General features: G+C 53.5%; 21 protein-coding genes and 1 other RNA gene. 9 read left to right on the top strand and 13 right to left on the bottom strand.

Annotated features, from left to right (window positions below; translation table 11 throughout):
- Positions 1–90: 90 nt before the first annotated feature.
- Complete coding sequence (locus KFE80_01545; GenBank protein UTW46580.1) at positions 91–735, bottom strand: class I SAM-dependent methyltransferase; 645 nt, start codon at positions 733–735, stop codon at positions 91–93.
- A 112-nt stretch (positions 736–847) separates the two neighbouring features.
- On the opposite strand from KFE80_01545, the gene KFE80_01540 reads away from it, so the two are divergent.
- The 4 genes from KFE80_01540 to KFE80_01525 all read left to right on the top strand — a co-directional run bounded on the left by KFE80_01540 (position 848) and on the right by KFE80_01525 (position 5,004).
- Entirely contained in the window at positions 848–3,196 is a 2,349-nt protein-coding gene (locus tag KFE80_01540; protein ID UTW45637.1) for an RNA-binding transcriptional accessory protein, read from the top strand.
- Between the two features lie 186 nt (positions 3,197–3,382).
- On the top strand, positions 3,383–4,072 hold the full coding sequence (locus KFE80_01535; protein ID UTW45636.1) for a hypothetical protein: 690 nt from the start codon (positions 3,383–3,385) through the stop codon (positions 4,070–4,072).
- Between the two features lie 18 nt (positions 4,073–4,090).
- A complete protein-coding gene (locus tag KFE80_01530) occupies positions 4,091–4,636 on the top strand; it encodes a sigma-70 family RNA polymerase sigma factor (GenBank protein ID UTW45635.1) in 546 nt (181 codons plus the stop codon).
- Positions 4,633–5,004: a hypothetical protein gene (locus tag KFE80_01525; protein ID UTW45634.1), complete on the top strand. Its 372-nt coding sequence runs from the start codon at positions 4,633–4,635 to the stop codon at positions 5,002–5,004. Before KFE80_01530 ends, KFE80_01525 begins: the two co-directional genes overlap by 4 nt.
- Positions 5,005–5,068: 64 nt before the next feature.
- On the opposite strand, the gene KFE80_01520 is transcribed toward KFE80_01525, so the two are convergent.
- From KFE80_01520 to ffs, 12 genes are all read right to left on the bottom strand, one after another.
- Complete coding sequence (locus KFE80_01520; protein UTW45633.1) at positions 5,069–5,815, bottom strand: ferredoxin--NADP reductase; 747 nt, start codon at positions 5,813–5,815, stop codon at positions 5,069–5,071.
- Positions 5,812–6,771, bottom strand: a complete 960-nt coding sequence (locus KFE80_01515; protein UTW45632.1) for an alpha-L-glutamate ligase-like protein — start codon at positions 6,769–6,771, stop codon at positions 5,812–5,814. Before KFE80_01515 ends, KFE80_01520 begins: the two co-directional genes overlap by 4 nt.
- 145 nt (positions 6,772–6,916) lie before the next feature.
- Positions 6,917–8,398 (bottom strand): inactive transglutaminase family protein, encoded by a 1,482-nt coding sequence (locus tag KFE80_01510; GenBank protein UTW46579.1) that lies wholly within the window; start codon positions 8,396–8,398, stop codon positions 6,917–6,919.
- A gap of 78 nt (positions 8,399–8,476) precedes the next feature.
- Positions 8,477–9,163 (bottom strand): ATP-dependent zinc protease, encoded by a 687-nt coding sequence (locus KFE80_01505; protein ID UTW45631.1) that lies wholly within the window; start codon positions 9,161–9,163, stop codon positions 8,477–8,479.
- Between the two features lie 111 nt (positions 9,164–9,274).
- Positions 9,275–9,721 carry a hypothetical protein gene (locus KFE80_01500; GenBank protein UTW45630.1) on the bottom strand — a complete coding sequence of 149 codons (447 nt, stop codon included), beginning with the start codon at positions 9,719–9,721 and terminating at the stop codon, positions 9,275–9,277.
- Positions 9,722–9,733: 12 nt separating this feature from the next.
- Positions 9,734–10,210 carry a YcgN family cysteine cluster protein gene (locus KFE80_01495; protein ID UTW45629.1) on the bottom strand — a complete coding sequence of 159 codons (477 nt, stop codon included), beginning with the start codon at positions 10,208–10,210 and terminating at the stop codon, positions 9,734–9,736.
- The gene (locus KFE80_01490) at positions 10,207–10,497 is read right to left on the bottom strand and encodes a YcgL domain-containing protein (protein UTW45628.1); all 291 of its coding nucleotides are present in this window, start codon (positions 10,495–10,497) and stop codon (positions 10,207–10,209) included. Before KFE80_01490 ends, KFE80_01495 begins: the two co-directional genes overlap by 4 nt.
- A 44-nt stretch (positions 10,498–10,541) precedes the next feature.
- Positions 10,542–11,681, bottom strand: a complete 1,140-nt coding sequence (gene rnd, locus KFE80_01485) for a ribonuclease D (protein ID UTW45627.1) — start codon at positions 11,679–11,681, stop codon at positions 10,542–10,544.
- Positions 11,678–12,271 (bottom strand): recombination mediator RecR, encoded by a 594-nt coding sequence (recR, locus tag KFE80_01480; protein ID UTW45626.1) that lies wholly within the window; start codon positions 12,269–12,271, stop codon positions 11,678–11,680. The genes rnd and recR overlap by 4 nt, the downstream gene beginning before the upstream one ends.
- Positions 12,272–12,371: 100 nt before the next feature.
- On the bottom strand, positions 12,372–12,695 hold the full coding sequence (locus KFE80_01475; protein UTW45625.1) for a YbaB/EbfC family nucleoid-associated protein: 324 nt from the start codon (positions 12,693–12,695) through the stop codon (positions 12,372–12,374).
- A 7-nt stretch (positions 12,696–12,702) separates the two neighbouring features.
- Positions 12,703–14,448: a DNA polymerase III subunit gamma/tau gene (dnaX, locus tag KFE80_01470; protein ID UTW45624.1), complete on the bottom strand. Its 1,746-nt coding sequence runs from the start codon at positions 14,446–14,448 to the stop codon at positions 12,703–12,705.
- Positions 14,449–14,560: 112 nt separating this feature from the next.
- Positions 14,561–14,657: signal recognition particle sRNA small type (gene ffs / locus KFE80_01465), an RNA gene on the bottom strand.
- 139 nt (positions 14,658–14,796) lie between these two features.
- Here ffs and KFE80_01460 point away from each other — a divergent pair.
- Genes KFE80_01460 through KFE80_01440 form a run of 5 tightly spaced genes read left to right on the top strand, consistent with a single transcriptional unit; the run spans position 14,797 to position 21,967 of the window.
- A complete protein-coding gene (locus tag KFE80_01460; GenBank protein UTW45623.1) occupies positions 14,797–16,821 on the top strand; it encodes a S9 family peptidase in 2,025 nt (674 codons plus the stop codon).
- Positions 16,822–16,866: 45 nt separating this feature from the next.
- On the top strand, positions 16,867–18,543 hold the full coding sequence (locus KFE80_01455) for a peptide ABC transporter substrate-binding protein (protein UTW46578.1): 1,677 nt from the start codon (positions 16,867–16,869) through the stop codon (positions 18,541–18,543).
- Positions 18,544–18,549: 6 nt separating this feature from the next.
- The gene (locus tag KFE80_01450; GenBank protein UTW45622.1) at positions 18,550–19,488 is read left to right on the top strand and encodes an ABC transporter permease subunit; all 939 of its coding nucleotides are present in this window, start codon (positions 18,550–18,552) and stop codon (positions 19,486–19,488) included.
- On the top strand, positions 19,485–20,372 hold the full coding sequence (locus KFE80_01445) for an ABC transporter permease (GenBank protein ID UTW45621.1): 888 nt from the start codon (positions 19,485–19,487) through the stop codon (positions 20,370–20,372). Before KFE80_01450 ends, KFE80_01445 begins: the two co-directional genes overlap by 4 nt.
- A gap of 14 nt (positions 20,373–20,386) precedes the next feature.
- Positions 20,387–21,967 (top strand): ABC transporter ATP-binding protein, encoded by a 1,581-nt coding sequence (locus KFE80_01440; protein ID UTW46577.1) that lies wholly within the window; start codon positions 20,387–20,389, stop codon positions 21,965–21,967.
- Positions 21,968–22,102: the final 135 nt, after the last annotated feature.

Here is a 22,102-nt window from a genome sequence, read left to right as displayed (position 1 = left end):
ATCTGAGTGTAAAGCGAGCTTCATACCCGTGACCAGAATTACGACCACGGTTTCGTAAATATTGGCTACCTTGTTTGTGACTCCGCAGTTTTATTCGGTGGCGGGTTTGCGCAACAAAATCACATCAGTGCCCACAAACTCCACGGTAGCGCCCCATTGCTTCGCCAACCAGTTAAAGGTAGTGCGGCTAAAGAAACAGATATGCGTCATATCGTTTTTGTAGTGCCACTGCTGAAAGGCAGCCTGATCAATCACCAGTTTAGTCATTACACCGAGCCAACCGCCAGGTTTTAGCCGTTCCCAAAGGCGCCGTAGCTCCAACCCTGGCTGCGACAAATGCTCAACAACCTCAGTGGCGACTATAAAATCGTAGGATTTTTGCAGTGCGCCTAAATCCGGCTGGTAAAAGCAATCGTACAAACTCACAGGATAACCCACCTCACGAAACATCGCCGCCAACGCCGGGCCGGGGCCACAGCCAAAGTCCAAGCCTTCGGCGCCAGTAGGCAAGCGTTCAGCAAGGGGCAGATAAAGGCGACTCAGAAAACGGCGATAACCGGGGTCATTGACCTCGTTTTGATGGAGGTCGTATTCTGCCTTTTCTTGTTCAGCACACAGGTGCTGCTCCGCAGGCACAAACACCAACTGGCACTGCTGGCAACTCAGGTAGTGGCGGTGCTTGTCTCGGCTGTAAGGCTGAATATTGGAGCTGTGGCAAAGTGGGCAATTAGGCAGGCTCATAGACACCCAGTAAAACCACAGTTACCGGGCAAATACAAGACTACCTGCCGTCATCGGTTTGGTTAATAATCGCCGCCTTTCTATTCCCAAACGGCCCTCTTTATTTATGTCTGCTGCAACTCTGAAATCCATTGTCGACACCATTGCCAACGAACTCAGCGTCACCGCTCGCCAGGTGGATGCTGCGGTAGAACTGCTGGATGAAGGCGCCACGGTGCCGTTTATCTCTCGCTACCGCAAAGAGGTTACCGGTGGCCTGGATGACAGCCAGCTGCGTACCTTGCAGGATCGCCTTGTCTACCTGCGTGAAATGGAAGAGCGTCGAAGCACCATCCTTAACAGCATCGAAGAACAGGGCAAACTGACCCCGGAACTGAAAACCAGCATTCTCGCTGCAGACACCAAAACCCGTCTGGAAGACCTGTATTTGCCCTACAAGCCCAAGCGTCGCACTAAAGGGCAGATCGCCATTGAGGCAGGACTGGAGCCGTTGGCAGATACTCTGTTTAACGACCCCAGCCTGGAGCCGAAAACCGAAGCGGCAAACTATCTGAACCCCGATCACAAAATTGACGACACCAAGGCCGCTCTGGACGGCGCCAAGTTTATTTTGATGGAGCGCTTTAGCGAAGACGCAGAGCTGTTGGGGCAGCTGCGCCAGCAAATTCTGGATCAAGGTGTTTTAAACAGCAATGTTGCGCCCGGCAAAGAACAGGAAGGTGCAAAGTACTCTGACTACTTTGAGCACAGCGAACCTCTGAAAAAGACACCGTCTCACCGAGCGCTGGCTATGTTCCGCGGCCGTCGTGAAGGTTTTTTACATATCAAGGTGGATTTACCGCAGTCGGAAGACGCCAGTCCTCTTGTTAAGCACCCCTGCGAAACCCGCATCGCCAGCCATTTTAATATTGCTGACCAGAGCCGCCCGGCTGATAAGTGGTTGGGCGAAGTTGTGCGTTGGACCTGGCGGGTCAAACTGCACTCCCATATCGAAACTGACTTGCTGGGCGACTTGCGCCAGCAGGCGGAAACCGAAGCCATTACTGTTTTTGCCGAAAACCTGAAAGACCTGCTGCTGGCCGCTCCTGCTGGACTGAAAGCCACCATTGCCCTGGACCCCGGCTTGCGTACCGGCGTAAAAGTGGCGGTGATCGATGCCACCGGCAAACTGGTGGATCACGGTGCTATTTTCCCCCACGCGCCGAAAAACCAGTGGGACCAATCCATTGCCGTATTGGCCAAATTGGCAGCAGCTCACGGCATTGAGCTGGTGGCTATCGGCAACGGCACCGCTTCCCGTGAAACAGACAAACTGGCTGGCGATTTGATCAAACGCCACCCAGAGCTGAAGCTGCAAAAAATTATGGTGAGCGAAGCCGGTGCTTCCGTTTACTCCGCCTCCGAGTTCGCCGCCAAAGAATTTCCTGACCTGGACGTCACCATTCGCGGCGCGATATCCATTGGCCGCCGCCTGCAGGATCCGCTGGCGGAATTGGTAAAAATCGAACCAAAATCCATCGGTGTCGGTCAGTACCAGCACGACGTTAGTCAGAGCCAGCTTGCGCAAAGCCTGGACGCGGTAGTGGAAGACTGTGTAAACGCCGTGGGTGTGGAAGTAAACACCGCCTCCGCCGCCCTGCTGCGTCGGGTCTCCGGCCTGAACCAGACCATCGCCGACAATATCGTCACCTACCGGGACGCCAACGGCGTATTCAAGGATCGCAAAGAACTGAAAAAGGTACCGCGTCTGGGGGACAAAACCTTTGAGCAAGCCGCCGGCTTCCTGCGCATTGCCAACGGCGACAACCCATTGGACAGTTCAGCGGTTCATCCGGAGTCCTATCAAGTGGTTGAACGCATTGCCAACAAGCAAGACAAAGACGTGAAACTGCTGTTGGGCGACAGCGCCACTCTGCGCAGCCTCAAAGCCGTGGATTACACCGACGATCAATTCGGCATTCCCACCGTCACCGACATTATCAAAGAACTGGATAAGCCCGGCCGCGACCCACGCCCGGAATTTAAGGCCGCTACCTTTATGGAAGGCGTAGAAACCCTGAAAGACCTGGAACCGGGTATGGTGTTAGAAGGCACTGTCACTAATGTGGCCAACTTTGGCGCCTTTGTGGATATCGGTGTTCATCAGGACGGCTTGGTGCATATCTCTGCCCTCTCCCACAGCTTTGTGGAAGACCCGCGCAAGGTGGTGAAAACTGGCGATATCGTCAAAGTAAAAGTGATGGAAGTGGATATCCCCCGCAAACGCATTGGCCTGTCTATGCGTCTGGACGACCAGCCCGGGCAGGACTCACGCCAACAAAACAAGCGCTCATCAGCACCGCGAAACTCCAGCAATCACCGCAAACCCCAGCAACGCCAGCAAAAACCAGCGGCTACCGGCACTATGGCGGCACTGTTTAGCCAAGCCCAGAATAATAAAGGTAAGCGCCTTTAAAACACCGCTACGGGCCGCGTGCTACGAGCTGCGCGCGGCCCGTATCACGCGGCTCGCAGCTTTTTTTAAATTCCCTGCATCCAAACACCATCCTCCCCGCGTCTAAGTGTTCAAAGAGGCGGTTATGGCTTCATCCGCTACAATCGTCCACAACTTGTAACCACTCGAAACACTGCGAGGAACATCATGAAAACCCTGATCGCCCCCCTGCTGGCCCCTGTATTGGCGTTAGTTATCAGCGCACCACTCGCCTGGGCAGAACCAGAAGAAACACCTGTTGAAGAACAGATTGAAGTGGCCCTGCAAGAGGAAGAAAGCCAAAAAAGCAGCAAGGATGAAAAAATCGACCGCCTGTTTGATCGCCTCACCAAGAAGTTAGAGGAAGAAGAATCCGATCTTACTGAGGAAGAAAGGGAGGAACTGCGTGAGGGCCTTTACGACGCCAAAGAAGCGCTAAAAGAGCTGGATGAGATCAACATCCGCGTCGGCAGCGACGGCGACACGCCATTTATGGGCATGTTAATTGGCCTGGTAGCGGTGATTCTTAGCCTGGGCGCTCCAGTCATTATTGTTGCTATTGCGCTCTACAGTTCCTTTAAAAAGCGCCGCCTGACCCACGAGACTATCAACAACTACGTATCCGCCGGCAAAGATATCCCCACTGAAGTACTGCAAGGCTTGCAGCGGCAGCAAGACCCCAAAAGCAACTTGCACAAAGGTTTGGTGATGGTGGCTGTTGGCCTGGGCATTATTAGCTTCTTCCTGATCGCTGGCGGCGATGAAGCAATAGGGCTGGGTTTGATCCCCCTGTTTATCGGCCTAGCACAGCTGCTGGTATGGAAGCTGGAAAGTAAAAACTCTGGTTTAGAACACTAAGGCTTAGGGACAAGCCTCGTGAATAACGACGACAGAACCCTGATTGCCAGGGTTCTCACCGCTAACGACCAGCGCGCCTACCGAGAACTGGTTAACCGCTACCAGTCACAGCTGCGCTATAGCTTGCGTCAGCTTACTGGCTGGGACGAAGCGTTGGCGGATGACCTGGCACAGGAGACCTTTATTAAGGCCTTTGCCAACCTGGGCAGCTTCCGCGGCGACGCCAATTTTTACACTTGGCTGTACCGCATTGCCTATCGGCAGTTCGCCAGCTATTACCGCTCTCGTAAACCGACAGAGCCGCTGTCCGACAATGAAGACGACAACGACTCTCACAACCCTGCCGGCGAAACGGACCTTCACCGGGATATTTCCAGAGCGCTGGCGCAGCTGCCACCGGAACAGGCCATGGCTCTGCACCTGCATTTACAGCGGGAGCACACTCATCAGGAAATATCGCAAATTATGGACAGCCCACTGGGTACGGTGAAAAGCCATATCCAGCGTGGTCGGGAAAAACTAAAAGTGCTACTCTCTGCTTGGCAGACAACGGTGACACCATGAATACACCTATCTCAGATAATCGTGATAACTCGCAACCGGACGAACTGGACACCCTGTTCAGCGCAGCCCGTGCCACAGAACCCTACCTAAGGGACGACGGCTTTAGCGACAACGTGATCGCCGACCTGCCGCCACAACCGGGCAACCGCCTCAGTAATGGCAAAAAGAACGGGATCATTGTTGGCTCTGCTGTTTTAGGCACGGGCTGTGCGGCGGCTTTATTGCCTTCCTTTGCGGCTCCGGTTAATCAATGGCTGGCGCAGATGTCGGGTGTTACAGTGGGCTTGCCTATGTTGGCAGCGGTTGCTGGTGGGCTGCTGGTGGTGGCGGGAACAGTGATTTGGGCGAATTATCGGGAGTGGATTTAAAATCCACCCTTCCCACTCTTCTTCAAATTCTGGCTTCAAGCATACTAAATGCGGTGGCCGTTACTTACTTATAAATTTCCATCACCACCTGCCCCGGATTACGGCGGCGGTGGCGTTTTAAACCTTTTACTTCCAGTTGCTGCACACAGCCTTCCACCATTCCAGGGTTGCCACACAGCATCACTCTGTCTTCATCCGGATTTATGGTTACCCTCAATAAAGCTTCCAAATGACCAGCTGCAATCGCATCAGGAATTCGTTGCGACAACGTATTTACAGCAATTTCCCGAGTAACGGATTTCAGAAACACAAAGCTCTCGCCTTGTTGCTTCTGAATACTTGCAATTAAATCGCCATAAGCCAGTTCATCCGTGCTGCGCACACCGTGCACAAGAATTACCTGATCGTATTGCTGCCAAATCTGTTCTGTTTTTAATATTGAGAGAAACGGCCCAAGAGCTGTGCCAGTTGCCAGCATCCACAGGCGCTTACTGGAAGGGATATCGTCCAAGGTTAAAAAGCCCGCCACCATTTTAGAGAGCCACAGCTTGTCGCCTTTTTCCAGACTGTGCAGTCGTGGTGACAGCGGCCCTTCATCCACTTTATTGAAGTAGAATTCGGCTTCTGGCTCGTGGGGCGCATTAACCAATGAGTAAGGCCGCGCCACAAGTTCACCGTCGATCTCCAGACCCAAACGTAAAAACTGCCCAGCGCGAAATTCTGGCAATTCTGGCGCATTGACTCGAAGGGAGCAAAGACGCTGATTCCAACGCTTATTTTCTGTAACGGTTGCTTCTATCCAGCCCTTCATTTTTGATCTCGGCGGGCACCAAACAGACGGCGGCTGTCAGCGATGCGGGAATCCACATCTTTGGGGCCAGGCTTTAGCAAATCGATTTCATTAAGGCGTTTTCGCAAGCCGATGCGATTGGCAATTTGGATGGCCAATCCGGGGCGAGCATTAATTTCCAGAATGAGCGGGCCGCGATCCGCATCCAGCACCACATCCGCCCCCAAATAACCCAGGCTGGTCATTTCATAGCAACCGGCAGCCAGCTTGAGAATTTTTGGCCATTGTGGAATTTTCAGGCCCTCGAAAGAATGGCCTGTATCTGGGTGCTTATCCACGTTGCAGTTGTGTTGCACAGCACAGATGCTAGTGCCACTCACAATATCAATACCGACACCCACCGCACCCTGATGCAAATTGGCCTTACCATCGGACTCACGAGTGGAGCAACGCAGCATCGCCATCACTGGGTAGCCTTTGTAAACCACCACGCGAACGTCGGGCACGCCTTCATAACTGTAGCGGGCAAAACGATCGTCAAAATTAACCAGCTCTTCCACCATGGCCACATCAAGGCGGCCACCAAGACTGAACAGCCCACTGAGTATATTGGAGACATGCCCCTTTAACTCACGCAGGGAAAGTTCACTGCCACTGGGTTTGATAAAACGATTACCACGACGGCCGACAATCACCAAAATACCTTTGCCACCACACCCTTGCGCGGGCTTGATCACAAAGGTTTCCCGATCGCCAATGATTTGTTCCAGGCGACGAGCCTGGTACTGGTAACGCACTTCGCCATACAGCTCCGGTACATCAATGCCCCACTCCGTCGCCGCCAGTTTGGTTTTCAACTTGTTATCCACCATCGGATAACAGCGGCGCTCGTTATTGCGGGCAATGTACTCCACATTGCGGCGGTTCATACCCACAATGCCAAGCTGGCGAAGTTCGGACGGCCAGATCAGCCCCATCAGACACCACCATAGCAAGTGATTTGGGGGGGGCATGGTTTTTCAAACCGTATGCAGCATGGATGCTGCATCCGAGCGTACACGGATGTATTCACCGCGTGTTTGAAAAACCGTGCCCACACTAAACTACGGAAATAAAGTGCCATCACTTCACCTGATCCTTCAAATACCGAAACCGGTAAAGCTCACTCAAGCGATAGCCACTGTACTGGCCGAGAACCAAAATCACCCCCAACAAGCTCAACATCAATTCTGGGAAGTTAAACGTCAGGTGTTCGATCAGGCGATTGCTCACCAGCAAATAGGTCGCCACGGCCACTACCAAGCTGCCAGAGCCCTGGATAAATACTTCTTTTCCGCCCTCTTCTTCCCACAGTACCGACATCCGCTCAATGGTCCAGGAAAGAATAATCGTGGGGAAGAATGTCACCGTCAGCGCCTGATCGATGCCCAGTTTATAGCTGACGATGCTGAAGGCAGCCATTAATAGCACCACAACAACAACCACCGCAGATACACGGGCTACCAACAATAAATTGAGATGACTTAAATAAGAACGAATCCACAGACCGATGCTGACCACTACCAGGAAGGTCCACAAACCGGTCAGCAACGTGGTTTGAATAAACGCCAACGCAATCAAGATGGGCATAAAGGTGCCTGCAGTTCGCAGGCCGACAAATACCCTCAACAGCACCACCAAAAATGCGCCGATGGGCACCAACAGAATGCTTTTAAAAACCCCCTGTTGCTCCACCGGCAGTGCATAAATTGAAAAGTCCAGCAATGGCGCACTGGCGACACCCGGTTCCATCAGCAAAACGGTTTTTGCAGGCAAGGAGTTGGCAACCATGGCAAATTCAAGACGAGAGCGATTGCCCCCCATTACATCCAAAGTGGAACCGTTGCCTCGCTGCCACACTAAAAAATTATCCGCTAAACCCAGTTGCCCAGAATCTGGGTCAAAGGGCAGCCACTCGCCATCCAGGTACACTTCCAACAAATCGCTGACTTGTTGACGGCGGCGACCATTTTCCAGGGAAACCCCTTTGATTCTTTGGGTGGGAATGGCGGCTACGGCAAACAGCTCTTCCATGGCTGGCAGTGCCTTGCGGTTGTGCTCGGACAACAGAAAAAACACTTCCTGGCTGGGTTCAGCCTTGGCAAATTCGGCAATGGCCAGGCGGGCAAAGCTGGCATTATCTACGGACTTTTTGGTGAGTTCCGCCGCCAAACTGTCAACCACCTGCTGACGTTGCCGAGGCAGACTCGGTGGCACTACCGGTTGGGCGGCCATCGGCAACAGGGCCTGTTGCTCCTCGCGATATACCTGTAGTTTGTAGTAAAGAGTGGTTTTCTCATCCAATGAGCGACGGCTCCACACTGCGCGGCGGGAATCACCATCTTCTTGAACAGCAAATCCAAACCCCGCAGACGCAAAATGCTCATCCAGTATTTTCCATCCAGCTTGCGACTCTGGCAAAGCCAGAGAGACCTCTACAGGCCCTTCACCAGGGGTAAATGTGACTTTAGATTCCAGGGTCCAGACCTGGCGGTTTTCGCCGGGCCAAAGGGGGAAGCCCAATTCAATGGCTTTGTACAGGGTGAGCCCGACACCCGCCAGCATCAACAGGCCCGCGACAATAATCAGCTGTAGACGAGATGAGTGCACAGTTACTCCCTGCCCTGGTCGTTGAACAGCGTGTTATTTAATGACGTATCGGCGGCTCACATCCACAACAGCCGTATCCGTCAACCAGTTGCGTCCCACCAATAAAGGGAATTCAAACTCGGAACGGTCAGTCAGTGTTACTTCAACGTTTTCCTCAATTTCCCCCAGTTTGAGCCACAGCTTTACCACGTAGCGGCGCTGTGACTCGGCATCGTGGCGTTTGATGCGCACCCGCCTCTCTACAGGGCGCTCCAATACCATGGGTTCAGCGTCTGGCCCCTGCTGAACCGTAAAGCGTACCCAGCGTTTACCGTCACGCTCAAAACGCACAATCGGGTCTGCATGCAAAGACGTGGTTTCGGCACCCGTATCGATACGGGCCCTCAGTTTTACCCCGGGGGGATCTACAGTGACCCGCTCAACACTGCCCACCACCAGCAGCTTTTTCTCGCCCATGTACTTTGGCGGCTTTGGCTTGGGCGGTGGAGTTGGCTTGGGCTTGGGGCGGACGGGCTCGACAACTTTTGGCGGGGTAACAACCGCTACCTGAGGCAATTGAGCCGTTTTACCCGAACCCGCTTGTTCAGTCGCTGACTGCGATGTTGCGGGGGGAGCATCAGCGACGTTGCCCTTGGTACTCTGACTCGCCGGACAACCCGCGAGCAAACACCCAAACAAGGCAACAAATAAAGGCTTAGCGGTGTTTTTTAGTGCATCCATGAAGTACTGTGCCCCCACACACGTATCGTATCTTTAGCAGCTGGCCATGATAGCGAGCGGCGGTCTTGCAGGTCATGCATCCGATCACACCCTGACATATTACCTCAACTATCAAGCACTTTCGGCTGTTTTGTCATCCAGCTCATTATTATCACCTACAGACTGGCTATCGGTCTGATCGGGTGCCGGTTGATCTGGCTCGGGCGCAACAGCCGTTTTGCCCCGCTTATGCTGCCACCACAGCCAGCCTGCGTAAGCGGCTAGCAGCAGCAGAAAAACGAACACAATGGGCACCAGTGCACGGTTGGGATCCTGCTCGGTGCCGATCACCAAGCCCTCAAACAGATACACCAGAAACGCTGGCGCTAAATGGGTAATGTCGGGATTGCTGTAGGCCTGTACCGGGGTTAACAACAGCGCCGCAGCCAATAAAAACAGGCCATTGCGGAGGTGGCGAATCGCGACTTTAGCCAGCAGCCAATGCACGTACCAAAGCACCACTAGCGCGCCCAGATAGTAGCCCACCAAACCCCAAAAATAATTACTTTCTGTGTACATAACTCACTCGACTTACTCAACTTGCCCAGTTTCAGGGTCAATTTCAGGGGCGTCATCCACCCAGTAAACGACTCGCTCTTCCAGTGTATCCGGATGCACCAGGCACTCTGATATTACCCGGCCACGCACTGAGCCCCCTACCTGATGAATAGACTCTTTATCACCGGATACCAAGTGGTGCCAACTGGGCAGCTCGCGCCCTTCATACACCAGGCGATAGCTGCAACTGGCCGGCAACCAATGAAACTGTGACAAATCCGCCGGGGTCAGGCACAGGCATTCTGGCACTACAGTTTTGCGGTTGGGATAGTCACGGCAGCGGCAAGCGTCAATATCCAACTGCTTGCAGGCCACATCCGTGTAGTAAACCTCATCATCGTCTTCGTCTTGCAATTTTACCAAGCAGCATTTACCACAACCATCACACAGGGACTCCCACTCGTCACGGCTCATTTGCTCCAGTGTTTTTTGCTCCCAAAACCGGGTCACTTACCGGACAGCTTGTGGTTGTGCACATTAATCTCTTGCATGTAATGCTCTTTGGCGGGCGGCAGTTGCAAGTAGTAGCCTTTATCTGCAATGGCATCCAACACCTTAGTGGCATCGGCGCGAGCCAATTTTCGATCTGGATGCAAAGGCAGCGTCGTTACCTGCTGAGGTGGTCCAAAGCGATCCAGCAACGCCTCAGGCACGCGGGTCAATTGGTCGCGGCGATCCACATACAGGTATAACTCATCCTCGTTTGGGCTTTTGTAAATAGTACAAAGTGTTTTCATAACGAACCATTCTGGTAGAACCGGCTACAACTGCTCGTCTACAACTACAGCGGCTGAGCCAATTGAGGCAAAGCCTGGAGCATTTTCTCCGCCATCAACCTCTCTCGCCAGCTTCCGCACCAATGCTCTGGCACCTGGGTTTTGCCTTTGTAGGCAGAGGCAATAATGGCTTCCAAATCCACCTTGCGAGCCAGTATTTCAGGGGCAAGGCACAATTCCTCAGCAACCGTATTTTGGATGGATCTGAGCTGTTTTACCCAAACGCCCGCTTCACGAGGCAGAGGCTGCGGCAACGGCTTTGGCCAACTGCATTGATCACTGGAAAGACTTTCAAGCAACGCCAGAATATCACTGCCAAAACGGCGCACACTACCCGGGTGCAGTTTGCCACAAGCGGCCAATTGAGCCTCTGTCGATGGCTGCTGGCGGGCAATATCGAGAAGCTGCTTGTCACTGACTACCCGGTTGCGAGGTCGATTGCGTTCTCGGGCAGTGTCCTCACGCCACTGGGCGAGTACTTGCAGAGCCGATAATTGCTGAGGCTTCAACTGCCATGCGCCTTTAATGCGGCGGTAGTACTCGGCAGTATCTTCCGGGGCATTGGCTTTTGCCAACAATGCCGCCATATCCTGTTGCAACCACTCCAGGCGGGAACCCAGCTTTTGCAGCAAGTGCTGGTACACTTTTACCAGATAAAAGACATCTTCAGCACCGTAGCGCTTCTGGGCTTCAGTCAGAGGCCTTTGCAACCAGTCTGAACGGGTTTCGTGTTTATCCAGCTGTATACCCAGCGTATCCCCCACCAAAGCCGCATAGCCTCTGGAAAAGCCATAGCCCACAAAAGCAGCGGCCACCTGGGTGTCGATAATGGGCTTGGGTAGCACACCGACGCTGTGGCGTAATACTTCAAGATCCTCTGAACTGGCATGGAACAACTTCACCACACGACGATCTTCCAGCAACTCGGCAAAAGGCAATAAGTCGTCAATGGCCAGAGGATCAATCAGCCAGCAATGCTCGCCATCAGACACTTGCAACAAGCCGAGTATGGGGTAAAAGGTATCTGTGCGAATAAACTCCGTATCCACTGCCAGGTGTGGCAACTGGCTCCACTGGTCGCACAGCTCAGCCAGACGAACATCCTGGTCGACCCATTCGATATTCAATTCAATATTATCGGTCATAGGGGTTTGCGCGACGTAAATGCGTGAGCCAGGGTGCCGCCATCCACGTACTCCAGCTCACCCCCAAGGGGAACACCGTGAGCAATACGACTGACAGTCACCCCCAGGGGCTTGGCACGCTCACTGATAAAGTGGGCCGTGGCCTCGCCTTCAACGGTGAGGTTTGTGGCCAGAATAAGTTCTTTTACCTCGCCAGTTTTTAGTTGTTGCAGCAACTGATCGATACCCAGCTGCTCCGGGCCAATGCCATCAATGGGGGAAAGATGGCCCATCAGCACAAAATAGCGACCGCGGTAGTTGCCCGCTTGCTCGATCGCAAACAGGTCTGCCGGGCTTTCAAGCACACAGAGTTGGCTGGGGTCGCGCCTCGGGCTTTGGCAAATAGCGCAGAGCTCGGCTTCGGCAAAGGTACGGCATTGGCGGCAACGACCGACGCCTTCCATAGCGGCTGCCAAGGCTTCAGACAAACGCACACCGCCAGTGCGGTTACGTTCCAGCAATTGCAGAGCCATACGCTGGGCAGATTTGGGGCCTACGCCAGGAAGTTGCCGAAGAGCACCTATCAGCTCATCGATAAGATCGCCAAACAAATTTAACCCTTATTATTCAATATTTTAAAAAATATTATTAATGTGAATTATGACTATTTGTCGTCGATTAAAAAGCCTAACTTTTATACCGACGAACACATCAAAACGGCATTTTGAAGCCCGGTGGCATTTGCATACCGGCGGTTAACTCGCCCATTTTTTCTTTGCTGGCTGATTCCACTTTGCGCACAGCATCATTGATGGCCGCGGCCAACAAGTCTTCCAGCATCTCTTTGTCTTCCGACAACAAATCTGGATCAATCTCAACTTTGCGCACGTCGTGGCGCCCAGTCATGACCACTTTCACCATGCCGGCACCGGACTCCCCCAACACCTCGGCATTGGCTGCCTCTTCCTGCATTTGCTGCATGCGCTCCTGCATTTGCTGGGCTTGCTTCATTAAGTCATTCAGGCCTTTCATCATTACCTCATCAATCTATGGGCTGCACACTGTCTTCCAGCAAACAGCCATCCAGTTGTTCCACCAAATCTTTTACCAAAGGGTCATCGCGCATGGACTGTACCGCATTAGCCAGGCGCTCAGCCCTTTTGCGCTCACCGTATGTGCGCGGAGTCTCTTGATCAATCGCCCCCACCGTAATGTTGACTGTACAAGGCTCACCACAAAATGCCTGCAGGGCATCGGCCAGCCGCTGTTGCTGGCCCTCTTCATAAAGAGAGCTGTATTCTTCATCGAGAATAAACTCAAATTGGTTATCCTGGCGGCAAGTCACCACCAGGTTGGCCGCTGTATTACCAAGCACACCTGAGAGCTTTAGCTGCTGGTAAATTCCAATCCAGTCTCCGTCAAGTTCACCCGAGACGTCACACGTAGGGTGCTCCTCAACAAGCGGCTCTTCAGCGGTTTCAACTTCATCGTCAGCAGGCAAAGACACCGTATCAGGCACCTCCTGAGCCGGCTCAAGTACAGGCTCGTGCTCGGCTTGAGGAGGCTCTTCTGGGAGTGGCTCCGGAGGGTATTCCTCGATCGGCGGCGGTGCCTCAATCGGCGGGCTGAGGGGCTTTTTTGCCGGGGATTCCTCCCTGCTCTCCACAGCCACAGCTGCGCTGTCTGGCGCACGCATCTCGCCACTGCCCGGCTTAAAAGCCAACTGGCGCAACAGCACCATTTCAAAACCACTGCGAGGGTCTGCCGCCAGTGGCAAATCCCGCCGCCCCAACAACGCAATTTGGTAGAGCAGTTGTACATCTTCACGCTCAATCTGCTGCGCCAGCTCAACAACCTGTTGATAATCACCATGGCGGTTATCCAACGCTTCGGGCACGGTCTGGGCGATAGCCACCCGGTGCCACATGCCCAACATATCAGACAACACCCCCGTATAATCAGGCCCCTGCTCCGCCATCCTGGCTACGACATCCAGCACCTGTTGACCCTCGCCAGCGGCGATGGCCTTACACAGTTCTACCACCCAGGTGCGGTCGATGGTGCCGAGCATGGCATTCACCTCCGTCTCGGCCACTTTGCCACCGCCGTGGGCAATGGCCTGGTCAGTCAGGCTAAGTGCATCGCGCATACTGCCGTCTGCAGAGCGCGCCAACTGCCACAGCGCCGCCTCTTCAAAAGGTACCGATTCCTCCCCAAGCACATACTTCAGGTGCTCGCTGATGCGTTCCGGGCTCAGATTCTTGAGGTTGAATTGGAGACAACGAGACAAAATAGTGACCGGCAGCTTTTGCGGATCCGTGGTGGCCAGCAGAAACTTGACGTGGGGTGGCGGCTCTTCCAGAGTTTTCAATAGCGCGTTGAAGGAGTGGGTAGAGAGCATGTGCACCTCATCGATCAGGTACACCTTGTAGCGCCCCCGGGTTGGCGCGTATTGAACGTTTTCCAACAGCTCGCGGGTATCTTCCACTTTGGTGCGCGACGCCGCATCCACTTCAATCAGGTCAACAAAACGACCCTCGGCAATTTCCGTACAGGCACCGCACTCACCGCAGGGAGTGGAACTAATACCCTGCTCGCAGTTCAGGCACTTGGCGAGGATGCGGGCGATGGTGGTTTTACCCACCCCTCGAGTACCCGTAAACAAGTAGGCGTGATGCAGACGTTCATTATCCAGGGCGTTAATCAGTGCCTGCAGTACATGTTCCTGCCCCGCCATTTCACGAAATACACGGGGCCGCCACTTGCGAGCGAGAACCTGATAGCTCATAGGATTACTCTGTTTCAGAAACCAAGGCGGGCATTATAGGTAACAGAGGCCGTACTGTCCTCTGTCTTCTAAAGACGGTCTTTTGAATACTGTGATCTGAAATGGAGGCGGCCCCTGCCAGCCACACCCCGGCACATGAATTCGCTGCTACCGTTGCTCCCTTCCGGGCCTGGCGGGGTTTACAGGTCGTCATTGCGAGGGGACCGACAGAGGCCACCATTGAGAGCGCGGCATTATGTGCGCTTTACCCGGGCAAATCAAGGGCACGCAAACCGCTGTAGCAACAGGTATACTGATTCGCTTTACGCTCTGCCGTAAGCCTGTTTTTTGTTTACCCAGGAGGTACCGGTGTCGAAAACAATACCCACAATCACACTACTCATTGCTCTGTTGATCTCAGTCACTGCCAGCGCCGAAAAACAACCTATGACTCTGGACGATATTGCCCGGGTTTCTCAGGTAACGTCCGTTTCCGCTTCACCGAACGGTGATTGGGTTGCCTACACCAAGAGCGTCCAGCGCACCCCCTACAAAGACGATGACGGCCCGGACTGGGGAGAACTACACATTAGCGACACCAAGGGAAACTCACGCCCCTTTGTCACCGGTGCCGTGAATGTCAACGTGATCAAGTGGTCTCACGACAGCCGCCATCTCTACTATTTGGCCAAGCGCAACGATGACAAAGTTATCAGTCTCTATCGAATTCCCATCGACGGTGGTGAATCAAGCCTTGTCTATACCCACAGCTCTGACATCATCAACTACGACATCAATAGCAAAGGTGAACTTCTTTTACTAACCACGGCAGAGATCCCCAAAAACCAGGAAAAACTCATTGCCAAAGGCTTTCAGCCCAAAGTTTATGAAGAGCAATTGAAATTCAACCGTCTGTATCGTCTGGATTTATCTGCCGCCAATCCAAAGGCAGAGGCTCTCAATGTAGAAGGCCAGGTTTTGCGTGTGGCCTACAGCCCCAACGGCAAAAGCATTGTCGCCACCATCACACCGACACCATTGGTGGATGACACACTGATGAAATCCAAAGTGGCGATTCTCAACAAAGACGGCAGCATCAAAGCCACTCTCAACAGCGATGGCAAAGTGGGTCATGGCCACTGGGCACCCAACGGCAAAGACATCGCCTATATTGGCAGTGAAGACATTCACGACCCATCGAGCGGCATTGTTAAATACTACCGCAATGGCAAAACCACTGATTTACAACCGGGCCTGTTGGGTCACAGCAAAGACATCGAATTCTTACCCGGTGGCGATCTACTGGCGCTCAACCATATCGGTACCGGCAGCGAGATAGTGACCCTGAAGCCAGGCAAATCGGGGAACGGCAAAAAACTCAATATTGGCAAACGCATTGTACGCTCGATCTCTACGCCTAAAGCAGGCAGTGGTTTTGCGTTTATAGCAGACGCCCCCAACCATCCGCGAGAAGTGTTTTGGTACCAAAGGGGCAACGTTACTCGCCTGAGCAATAGCAATCCCTGGCTCGATGAGATTGCATTGGGCAAACAAGAAAGCATCACCTGGAAAACCGAAGACGGTACCGACATTCAAGGCGTGCTGGTTTACCCAGTGAACTACAAAAAGGGCAAAAAGTACCCACTGATTAATTTTATCCACGGCGGCCCGGAAGCCCACATTTCCAATGGCTGGCACAACCGCTACTCGGAGCCCGCTCAGGTGTTTTCCGGCAAAGGCTACTTTAGCTTGTGGCCCAACTACCGAGGCAGCACCGGACGCGGTGTGGAATTTTCCAAAGAGGGACAACACGCGTACGCAGACCCGGAATTTAGGGACATTGTCGCCGGTAAAGATTATCTGGTTGAAAAAGGCATGGTAGATCCACAAAAAGTGGGCATCACCGGCGGTTCTTACGGTGGTTTTGCCACCGCATGGAGCGCCACTGCATTGAGTGAGCACTACCAGGCAGGGGTGATGTTTGTGGGCATTTCTAACCAATTGTCCAAATTCGGTACCACTGATATTCCCAACGAAATGTACCTGGTACACGCTCGCGCCTGGCCCTGGGACGACTTTCAGTGGATGCTGGAGCGCAGCCCGATCTACCACGCCAAAAAGCATCGCACTCCCCTGCTGATTATGCACGGCGAGGCCGACCCCAGGGTGCACCCCAGCCAGTCTCTGGAGATGTACCGCTACCTGAAAACCCTGAACAACGCCCCAGTGCGCTTGGTTCTTTACCCCGGTGAAGGCCACGGCAACCGCAAGGTCGGGGCCAAATACGATTACTCCCTGCGCCTGTTGCGCTGGATGGAACATTACCTCACTGGCCCCGGTGGCAAACCACCGGAGCAGGACTTAAAGCACGGGGAAAAGCTGTCCTCCAAGTAGTAGCCTTTCTGCATTTTTCATCAAAGCAGGCAAGTGCCAACTTGCTTGCTTTGCAATCCGGCTAAGCCATCGACAGGAGCCAATGTGACTCGTTTATTTATCACTGTGATATCCGTGATATTGCTTACCGCCTGCGGCAGCGGAGAAACCAATGTAGACAGAGGCAATCGAGCAGGAATCCTCTACTGGGGCAATGGCGAGGAGCCTCAGGATTTAGACCCTCATATCACCACTGGAGTCTCAGAGTCCTATATTCAGGAATCCCTGTTTGAACCCTTAGTCAACAGCCATCCGGAAACCTTGGAGCCAGAACCGGGTGTCGCCCAGCGCTGGGACATAAACGACGACAAAACCACTTACACCTTTCATCTTAATCCCAATGCCCGCTGGTCTAACGGAGAGCCAGTAACCGCAGAGGACTTTCGCTGGACGTTCTGGCGCGCCATGCACCCCAAGCTGGGCAACCAGTACAACTACATGTACTACCCCATTAAAAATGCTGGGCCCTATTTGCGCGGTGACATCAATGATTTTGACAAGGTTGGAATTAAAGTCATTGATAAGCAAACCCTGCAAATTCAGCTGGAGAACCCCACACCGTACTTTCTCGGTTTGTTAAGCCACCACAGTTATTACCCGGTACCCCGAAGTGCCATCGAAGCCCACGGCAACGCCTGGACCCGAGGCAGTCACTGGACACGGCCCGGCAACATGGTGAGCAACGGTGCTTTTCGGCTCACCCAGTGGAAACTGTTCAACTACATTGAAGTAGAAAAGAACCCTTACTACCACAAAGCCGACCAAGTGGCGCTCAATGGCATTCGATTTTTACCCACTGAGAACATCACCACCGAAGAGCGTATGTTTCGCGCCAACCAGTTGCACCATACCTACGAGCTACCCGCCGATAAAACCAGCTACTATCGCGAAAATGCCCCGGAGCAACTGCTGAACCAGCCCTATCTCGGCACCTACTACTATCGCCTTAATACGCGTATCAAGCCACTGGACAACCCCAAGGTTCGCCGAGCTCTGGCGCTGGCGATTAATCGCCAACAGATTGTTGAGCGAATCACCAAGCAGGGGCAGCTGCCCGCTTTTACCATTACTCCACCCAATACCGCCGGATACACTGCGGAATCCAGCTTACGTTACGACCCGGAAGAGGCCCGGCGGCTGCTAGCAGAAGCTGGCTACCCCAGTGGCGAAGGCATCGATACTTTGGAAGTGCTGTACAACACCAAAGAGAGCCACCGCAAAATTGCCGTTGCCATCCAGCAAATGTGGAAGCAGGAGCTGAATATCAACATCACCCTGCGCAATGAAGATTGGAAAGTCTATCTGGATTCTGAAAAACGCGGCGAATATCAGGTATCCCGCGCATCCTGGATCGGCGATTACCTGGACCCAAATACCTTTCTCGATTTATGGATTAAAGACGGCGGCAACAATCGCACTGGCTGGCACAACCCTGAATACGATCGCTTGGTGTTGGAGCAAGCGCCTAGAGCCAGTAGCCGTGAACAGCGCTACGCATTGCTAATGCAGGCGGAGAAAATTTTGTTGGACGAGGTACCAGTGATTCCCATATACACTTACGCCACTCGACACTTGGTTCATCCATCATTAAAAGGTGTGACACCCAATCTACTGGACCGCCCGTTCTTCAGCCACTTCTCCCTTGAAGATACGCAAACCCAGCGGCCTAACGAGAGTAACTAATAAACCATGTTGCGATTTACCCTGGTGCGGCTGTTACAGGCCATCCCCGTTTTGTTTGCGGTTATCACACTTACGTTTTTCCTGGTGCGGGCCGCACCGGGGGATCCGCTGTCCTCAGATAAAGCCATGCCACCAGAAGTGTACGCAGAACTCAGCACCCTGTATGAGCTGGACAAACCAGTTTGGCAGCAGTACATCAATTATCTGGGTGGGCTATTGCAGGGGGAGTTTGGGCCGTCATTCAAATACCTGGGCCGCACCGTCAATGAGCTGATTGGTGCCGGCCTGGCCACTACCGCCGAGCTAGGTCTGTACGCCATGCTGGTGGCTCTATTGATTGGCATCTGTGCCGGGGTGGTCGCCGCATTGCGGCCCAATAGCGCCAGTGACTACCTACCCATGTCTGCCGCCATGTTGGGTATCTGCATGCCGTCATTTTTATTGGGGCCACTGCTGGTATTGATTTTTGGTATCTGGCTGGAATGGCTACCGGTATCCGGCTGGGGCAATATCCCCGGCGACAAAATACTGCCCGCTATTACCCTGGGGGCCGCCTATGCCGCTTATGTGGCACGCCTGTCCCGTGGCGGCATGTTGGAAGTCCTGTCACAGGATTACATTCGTACCGCCCGCGCCAAAGGCTTACCGGAATGGTTAATTGTGCTCAAGCATGGCTTGCGGGGTGGGCTGATGCCGGTGGTCGCATTTCTTGGGCCCGCCTTTGCCGGCTTGCTGTCCGGCTCTTTTGTGGTGGAGACGGTTTTTCAGATACCGGGCATGGGCCGCCTCTATGTACAGGCCGCATTTAACCGGGATTACACCCTGATTATGGGTACCACTGTGTTCTTCGCCACGCTGATTATTCTGTTCAATTTACTCTCCGACGTGCTGGCTGTTTGGCTCAACCCCAAATTGCGTCAGCAGTATCAGGGAGGCAAGTCATGAAGCCATTAGCGATAGACAATAGTTTGAACGCAGAAAAAGGCACCAGCTTGTGGCAAGACGCCTGGGTGCGTTTGCGCAAAAACCGACTGGCGTTATTTGGCCTTGGAGTGCTCAGCACATTGGTGGTGTTATCACTGTTGACCCCATGGATAGCCCCCTACCCCTACGACCTGCAGAACCTGGAACTGGGTGCCAGTGCACCGTCTGCAGACCACTGGCTGGGTACCGACACCTTTGGCCGCGACCTGTTAACACGCATCCTCTACGGCGGCCGGGTGTCTCTGACAGTTGGCTTTATCGCCACTGGCGTAGCACTGCTGATTGGCGTGGCTTACGGTGCTGTCGCTGGCTATCTGGGTGGACGCATAGATGCTGCAATGATGCGCTTTGTGGATATTCTCTACGCCCTGCCGTTTATGATTTTTATCATCTTGCTGATGGTGGTATTCGGAAAAAACATTCTGTTGTTATTCCTGGCCATCGGTGCCGTGGAGTGGCTAACCATGGCTCGTATTGTGCGCAGCCAGGTGCAGACCCTGCGGCACCAGGAGTTCGTGGAGGCCGCGACTTCTATCGGTTTGTCCAAATGGGCCATTATCCGCCGCCACATTATTCCCAATACCCTTGGGCCAGTGATTGTGTACACCACGCTCACCATCCCCAACGTGATGTTGCTGGAGGCATTTTTGAGCTTCCTCGGGCTGGGTATTCAGCCCCCACAAAGCTCCTGGGGGCTACTAATTAATTATGGCGTGGAAACCATGGAAGAATACCCATGGCTGTTGATCTATCCGGGCCTTGCATTATCCATCACCCTGTTTGCCCTGAACTTTTTAGGGGACGGGTTGCGGGATGCACTGGATCCCAAGGCGAGTAAAGATTGATGACAGAAGCCAGCGTGCCACTACTCAGCGTTAAAAACCTCCGCACCTACTTCCACACCCGCAACGGTGTGGTGAAGTCCGTCGATGGCGTCAGCTTCAGTATCGACCGAGGGGAGACACTGGCCATTGTCGGCGAGTCCGGCTCTGGCAAGTCGGTATCCTGTTACAGCCTGTTGAGTCTGATCCCCCAACCACCGGGTAAAATCGAAAGCGGTACGGCGGTTTTCGATGGCGATGATTTGCTGCAAATGACGGAAGCCGAGCTTCGCCAGGTTCGTGGCAACGATATTGCTATGATTTTTCAGGACCCAATGACCAGCCTGAATCCCTACCTCACCGTGGGCGAACAACTGATCGAGCCGTTGTTGCAACACCGCCGCATCAACCGAGCAGAGGCTCGCAAACGGGCCATTGCCATTCTCGACGAAGTGGGCATCATTGAGCCGGAGCGGCGCTACAACAGCTACCCCCATGAATTTTCTGGCGGCATGCGCCAGCGGGTGATGATTGCCATGGCACTGATTACCGAGCCAAAGCTGTTGATTTGCGATGAGCCAACAACCGCGCTGGACGTCACCATACAAGCGCAGATTTTGCAGCTCATCCGCCAGCTGCAGCAGCGCCACAACATTGCCGTACTGTTTATCAGCCACGACCTCGCCGTAGTCGCGGATGTTGCCGATAAAGTGGCCGTAATGCAGCGCGGCAAGATTGTCGAACAAGGCCCCGCCAAAGCAATTTTTCAACAACCAGAACACGACTATACCCGCCAGTTACTGGCCGCCATTCCCAGTGGTGCAAAACAGCAACAAACTGTCGCCGATACCCCATTGGTTGCTTGCCACAACCTGAAAGTCTGGTTTAAAGATCAGCAAAAGCAGTGGGTAAAAGCTGTCGACGACATTAGCCTGACCGTAAACAAAGGGGAGATTCTTGGCCTGGTGGGAGAGTCCGGCTCCGGCAAATCCACCACCGGACGGGCGCTGTTAAACCTGGTGCCCGCCACCGCGGGAAGTGTCGAGTACGATGGCAATGACATTACTCATTTGAACAGCAAACAGATGCTGCCCTATCGGCCTCGCATGCAAATGATTTTTCAGGATCCTTATGCTTCCTTAAATCCGCGTATGACGGTGTTCGATACACTCGCAGAGCCTATGCTCTACCACAACCTGGCAAACCGTAAAAACGTCACCGAGAAAGTGCTACAGCTTATGGATGATGTGGGGCTGGCTCGACAATTTATTCGCAAGTACCCCCACGAGTTTTCCGGCGGTCAGCGGCAGCGCATCGCCATTGGCCGTGCCATTGCCACCAGCCCCGAGTTTATTGTGGCGGACGAACCGGTGTCTGCATTGGATGTGACTATTCAGGCACAGATTCTGGAATTGATTCTGCAACTGGCTCGCGAACACCAGCTCACCATGCTGTTTATCTCCCACGATTTATCCGTGGTACGTATGCTGTGCGACCGGGTTGCGGTTATGCAGAGAGGCAAAATCGTCGAAACCGCAATGACTGAGCAATTGTTTTCAGCGCCACAAACCGAATACTGCCAGCAACTGATGGAAGCCGTACCGAAAAGCGTTGCCTGATATCGCGTATGGGTACTTTCCGATGTAGGCCTGTAGGAGTAAACGCTTCTGCACAGATCACCCCCTGATCCCCTGGGGAGGCAGTGAATACGACTTTTCTTCAAAAATGATACACTGTATCATTCAACATCAATT

It is taken from the genome of bacterium SCSIO 12696 (assembly GCA_024397955.1).
GTDB lineage: Bacteria > Pseudomonadota > Gammaproteobacteria > Pseudomonadales > Porticoccaceae > SCSIO-12696.
This window is presented reverse-complemented; position numbering and strand designations above follow the sequence as displayed.

Coding starts and splice junctions, on each gene's coding strand:
- KFE80_01540 (UTW45637.1), top strand. CDS start 848: ATGTCTGCTGCAACTCTGAAATCCATTGTCGACACCATTGCCAACGAA.
- KFE80_01535 (UTW45636.1), top strand. CDS start 3,383: ATGAAAACCCTGATCGCCCCCCTGCTGGCCCCTGTATTGGCGTTAGTT.
- KFE80_01525 (UTW45634.1), top strand. CDS start 4,633: ATGAATACACCTATCTCAGATAATCGTGATAACTCGCAACCGGACGAA.
- KFE80_01520 (UTW45633.1), bottom strand. CDS start 5,815: ATGAAGGGCTGGATAGAAGCAACCGTTACAGAAAATAAGCGTTGGAAT.
- KFE80_01515 (UTW45632.1), bottom strand. CDS start 6,771: ATGGGGCTGATCTGGCCGTCCGAACTTCGCCAGCTTGGCATTGTGGGT.
- KFE80_01510 (UTW46579.1), bottom strand. CDS start 8,398: ATGCTGGCGGGTGTCGGGCTCACCCTGTACAAAGCCATTGAATTGGGC.
- KFE80_01505 (UTW45631.1), bottom strand. CDS start 9,163: ATGGATGCACTAAAAAACACCGCTAAGCCTTTATTTGTTGCCTTGTTT.
- KFE80_01500 (UTW45630.1), bottom strand. CDS start 9,721: ATGTACACAGAAAGTAATTATTTTTGGGGTTTGGTGGGCTACTATCTG.
- KFE80_01490 (UTW45628.1), bottom strand. CDS start 10,497: ATGAAAACACTTTGTACTATTTACAAAAGCCCAAACGAGGATGAGTTA.
- rnd (UTW45627.1), bottom strand. CDS start 11,681: ATGACCGATAATATTGAATTGAATATCGAATGGGTCGACCAGGATGTT.
- KFE80_01475 (UTW45625.1), bottom strand. CDS start 12,695: ATGATGAAAGGCCTGAATGACTTAATGAAGCAAGCCCAGCAAATGCAG.
- dnaX (UTW45624.1), bottom strand. CDS start 14,448: ATGAGCTATCAGGTTCTCGCTCGCAAGTGGCGGCCCCGTGTATTTCGT.
- KFE80_01450 (UTW45622.1), top strand. CDS start 18,550: ATGTTGCGATTTACCCTGGTGCGGCTGTTACAGGCCATCCCCGTTTTG.
- KFE80_01445 (UTW45621.1), top strand. CDS start 19,485: ATGAAGCCATTAGCGATAGACAATAGTTTGAACGCAGAAAAAGGCACC.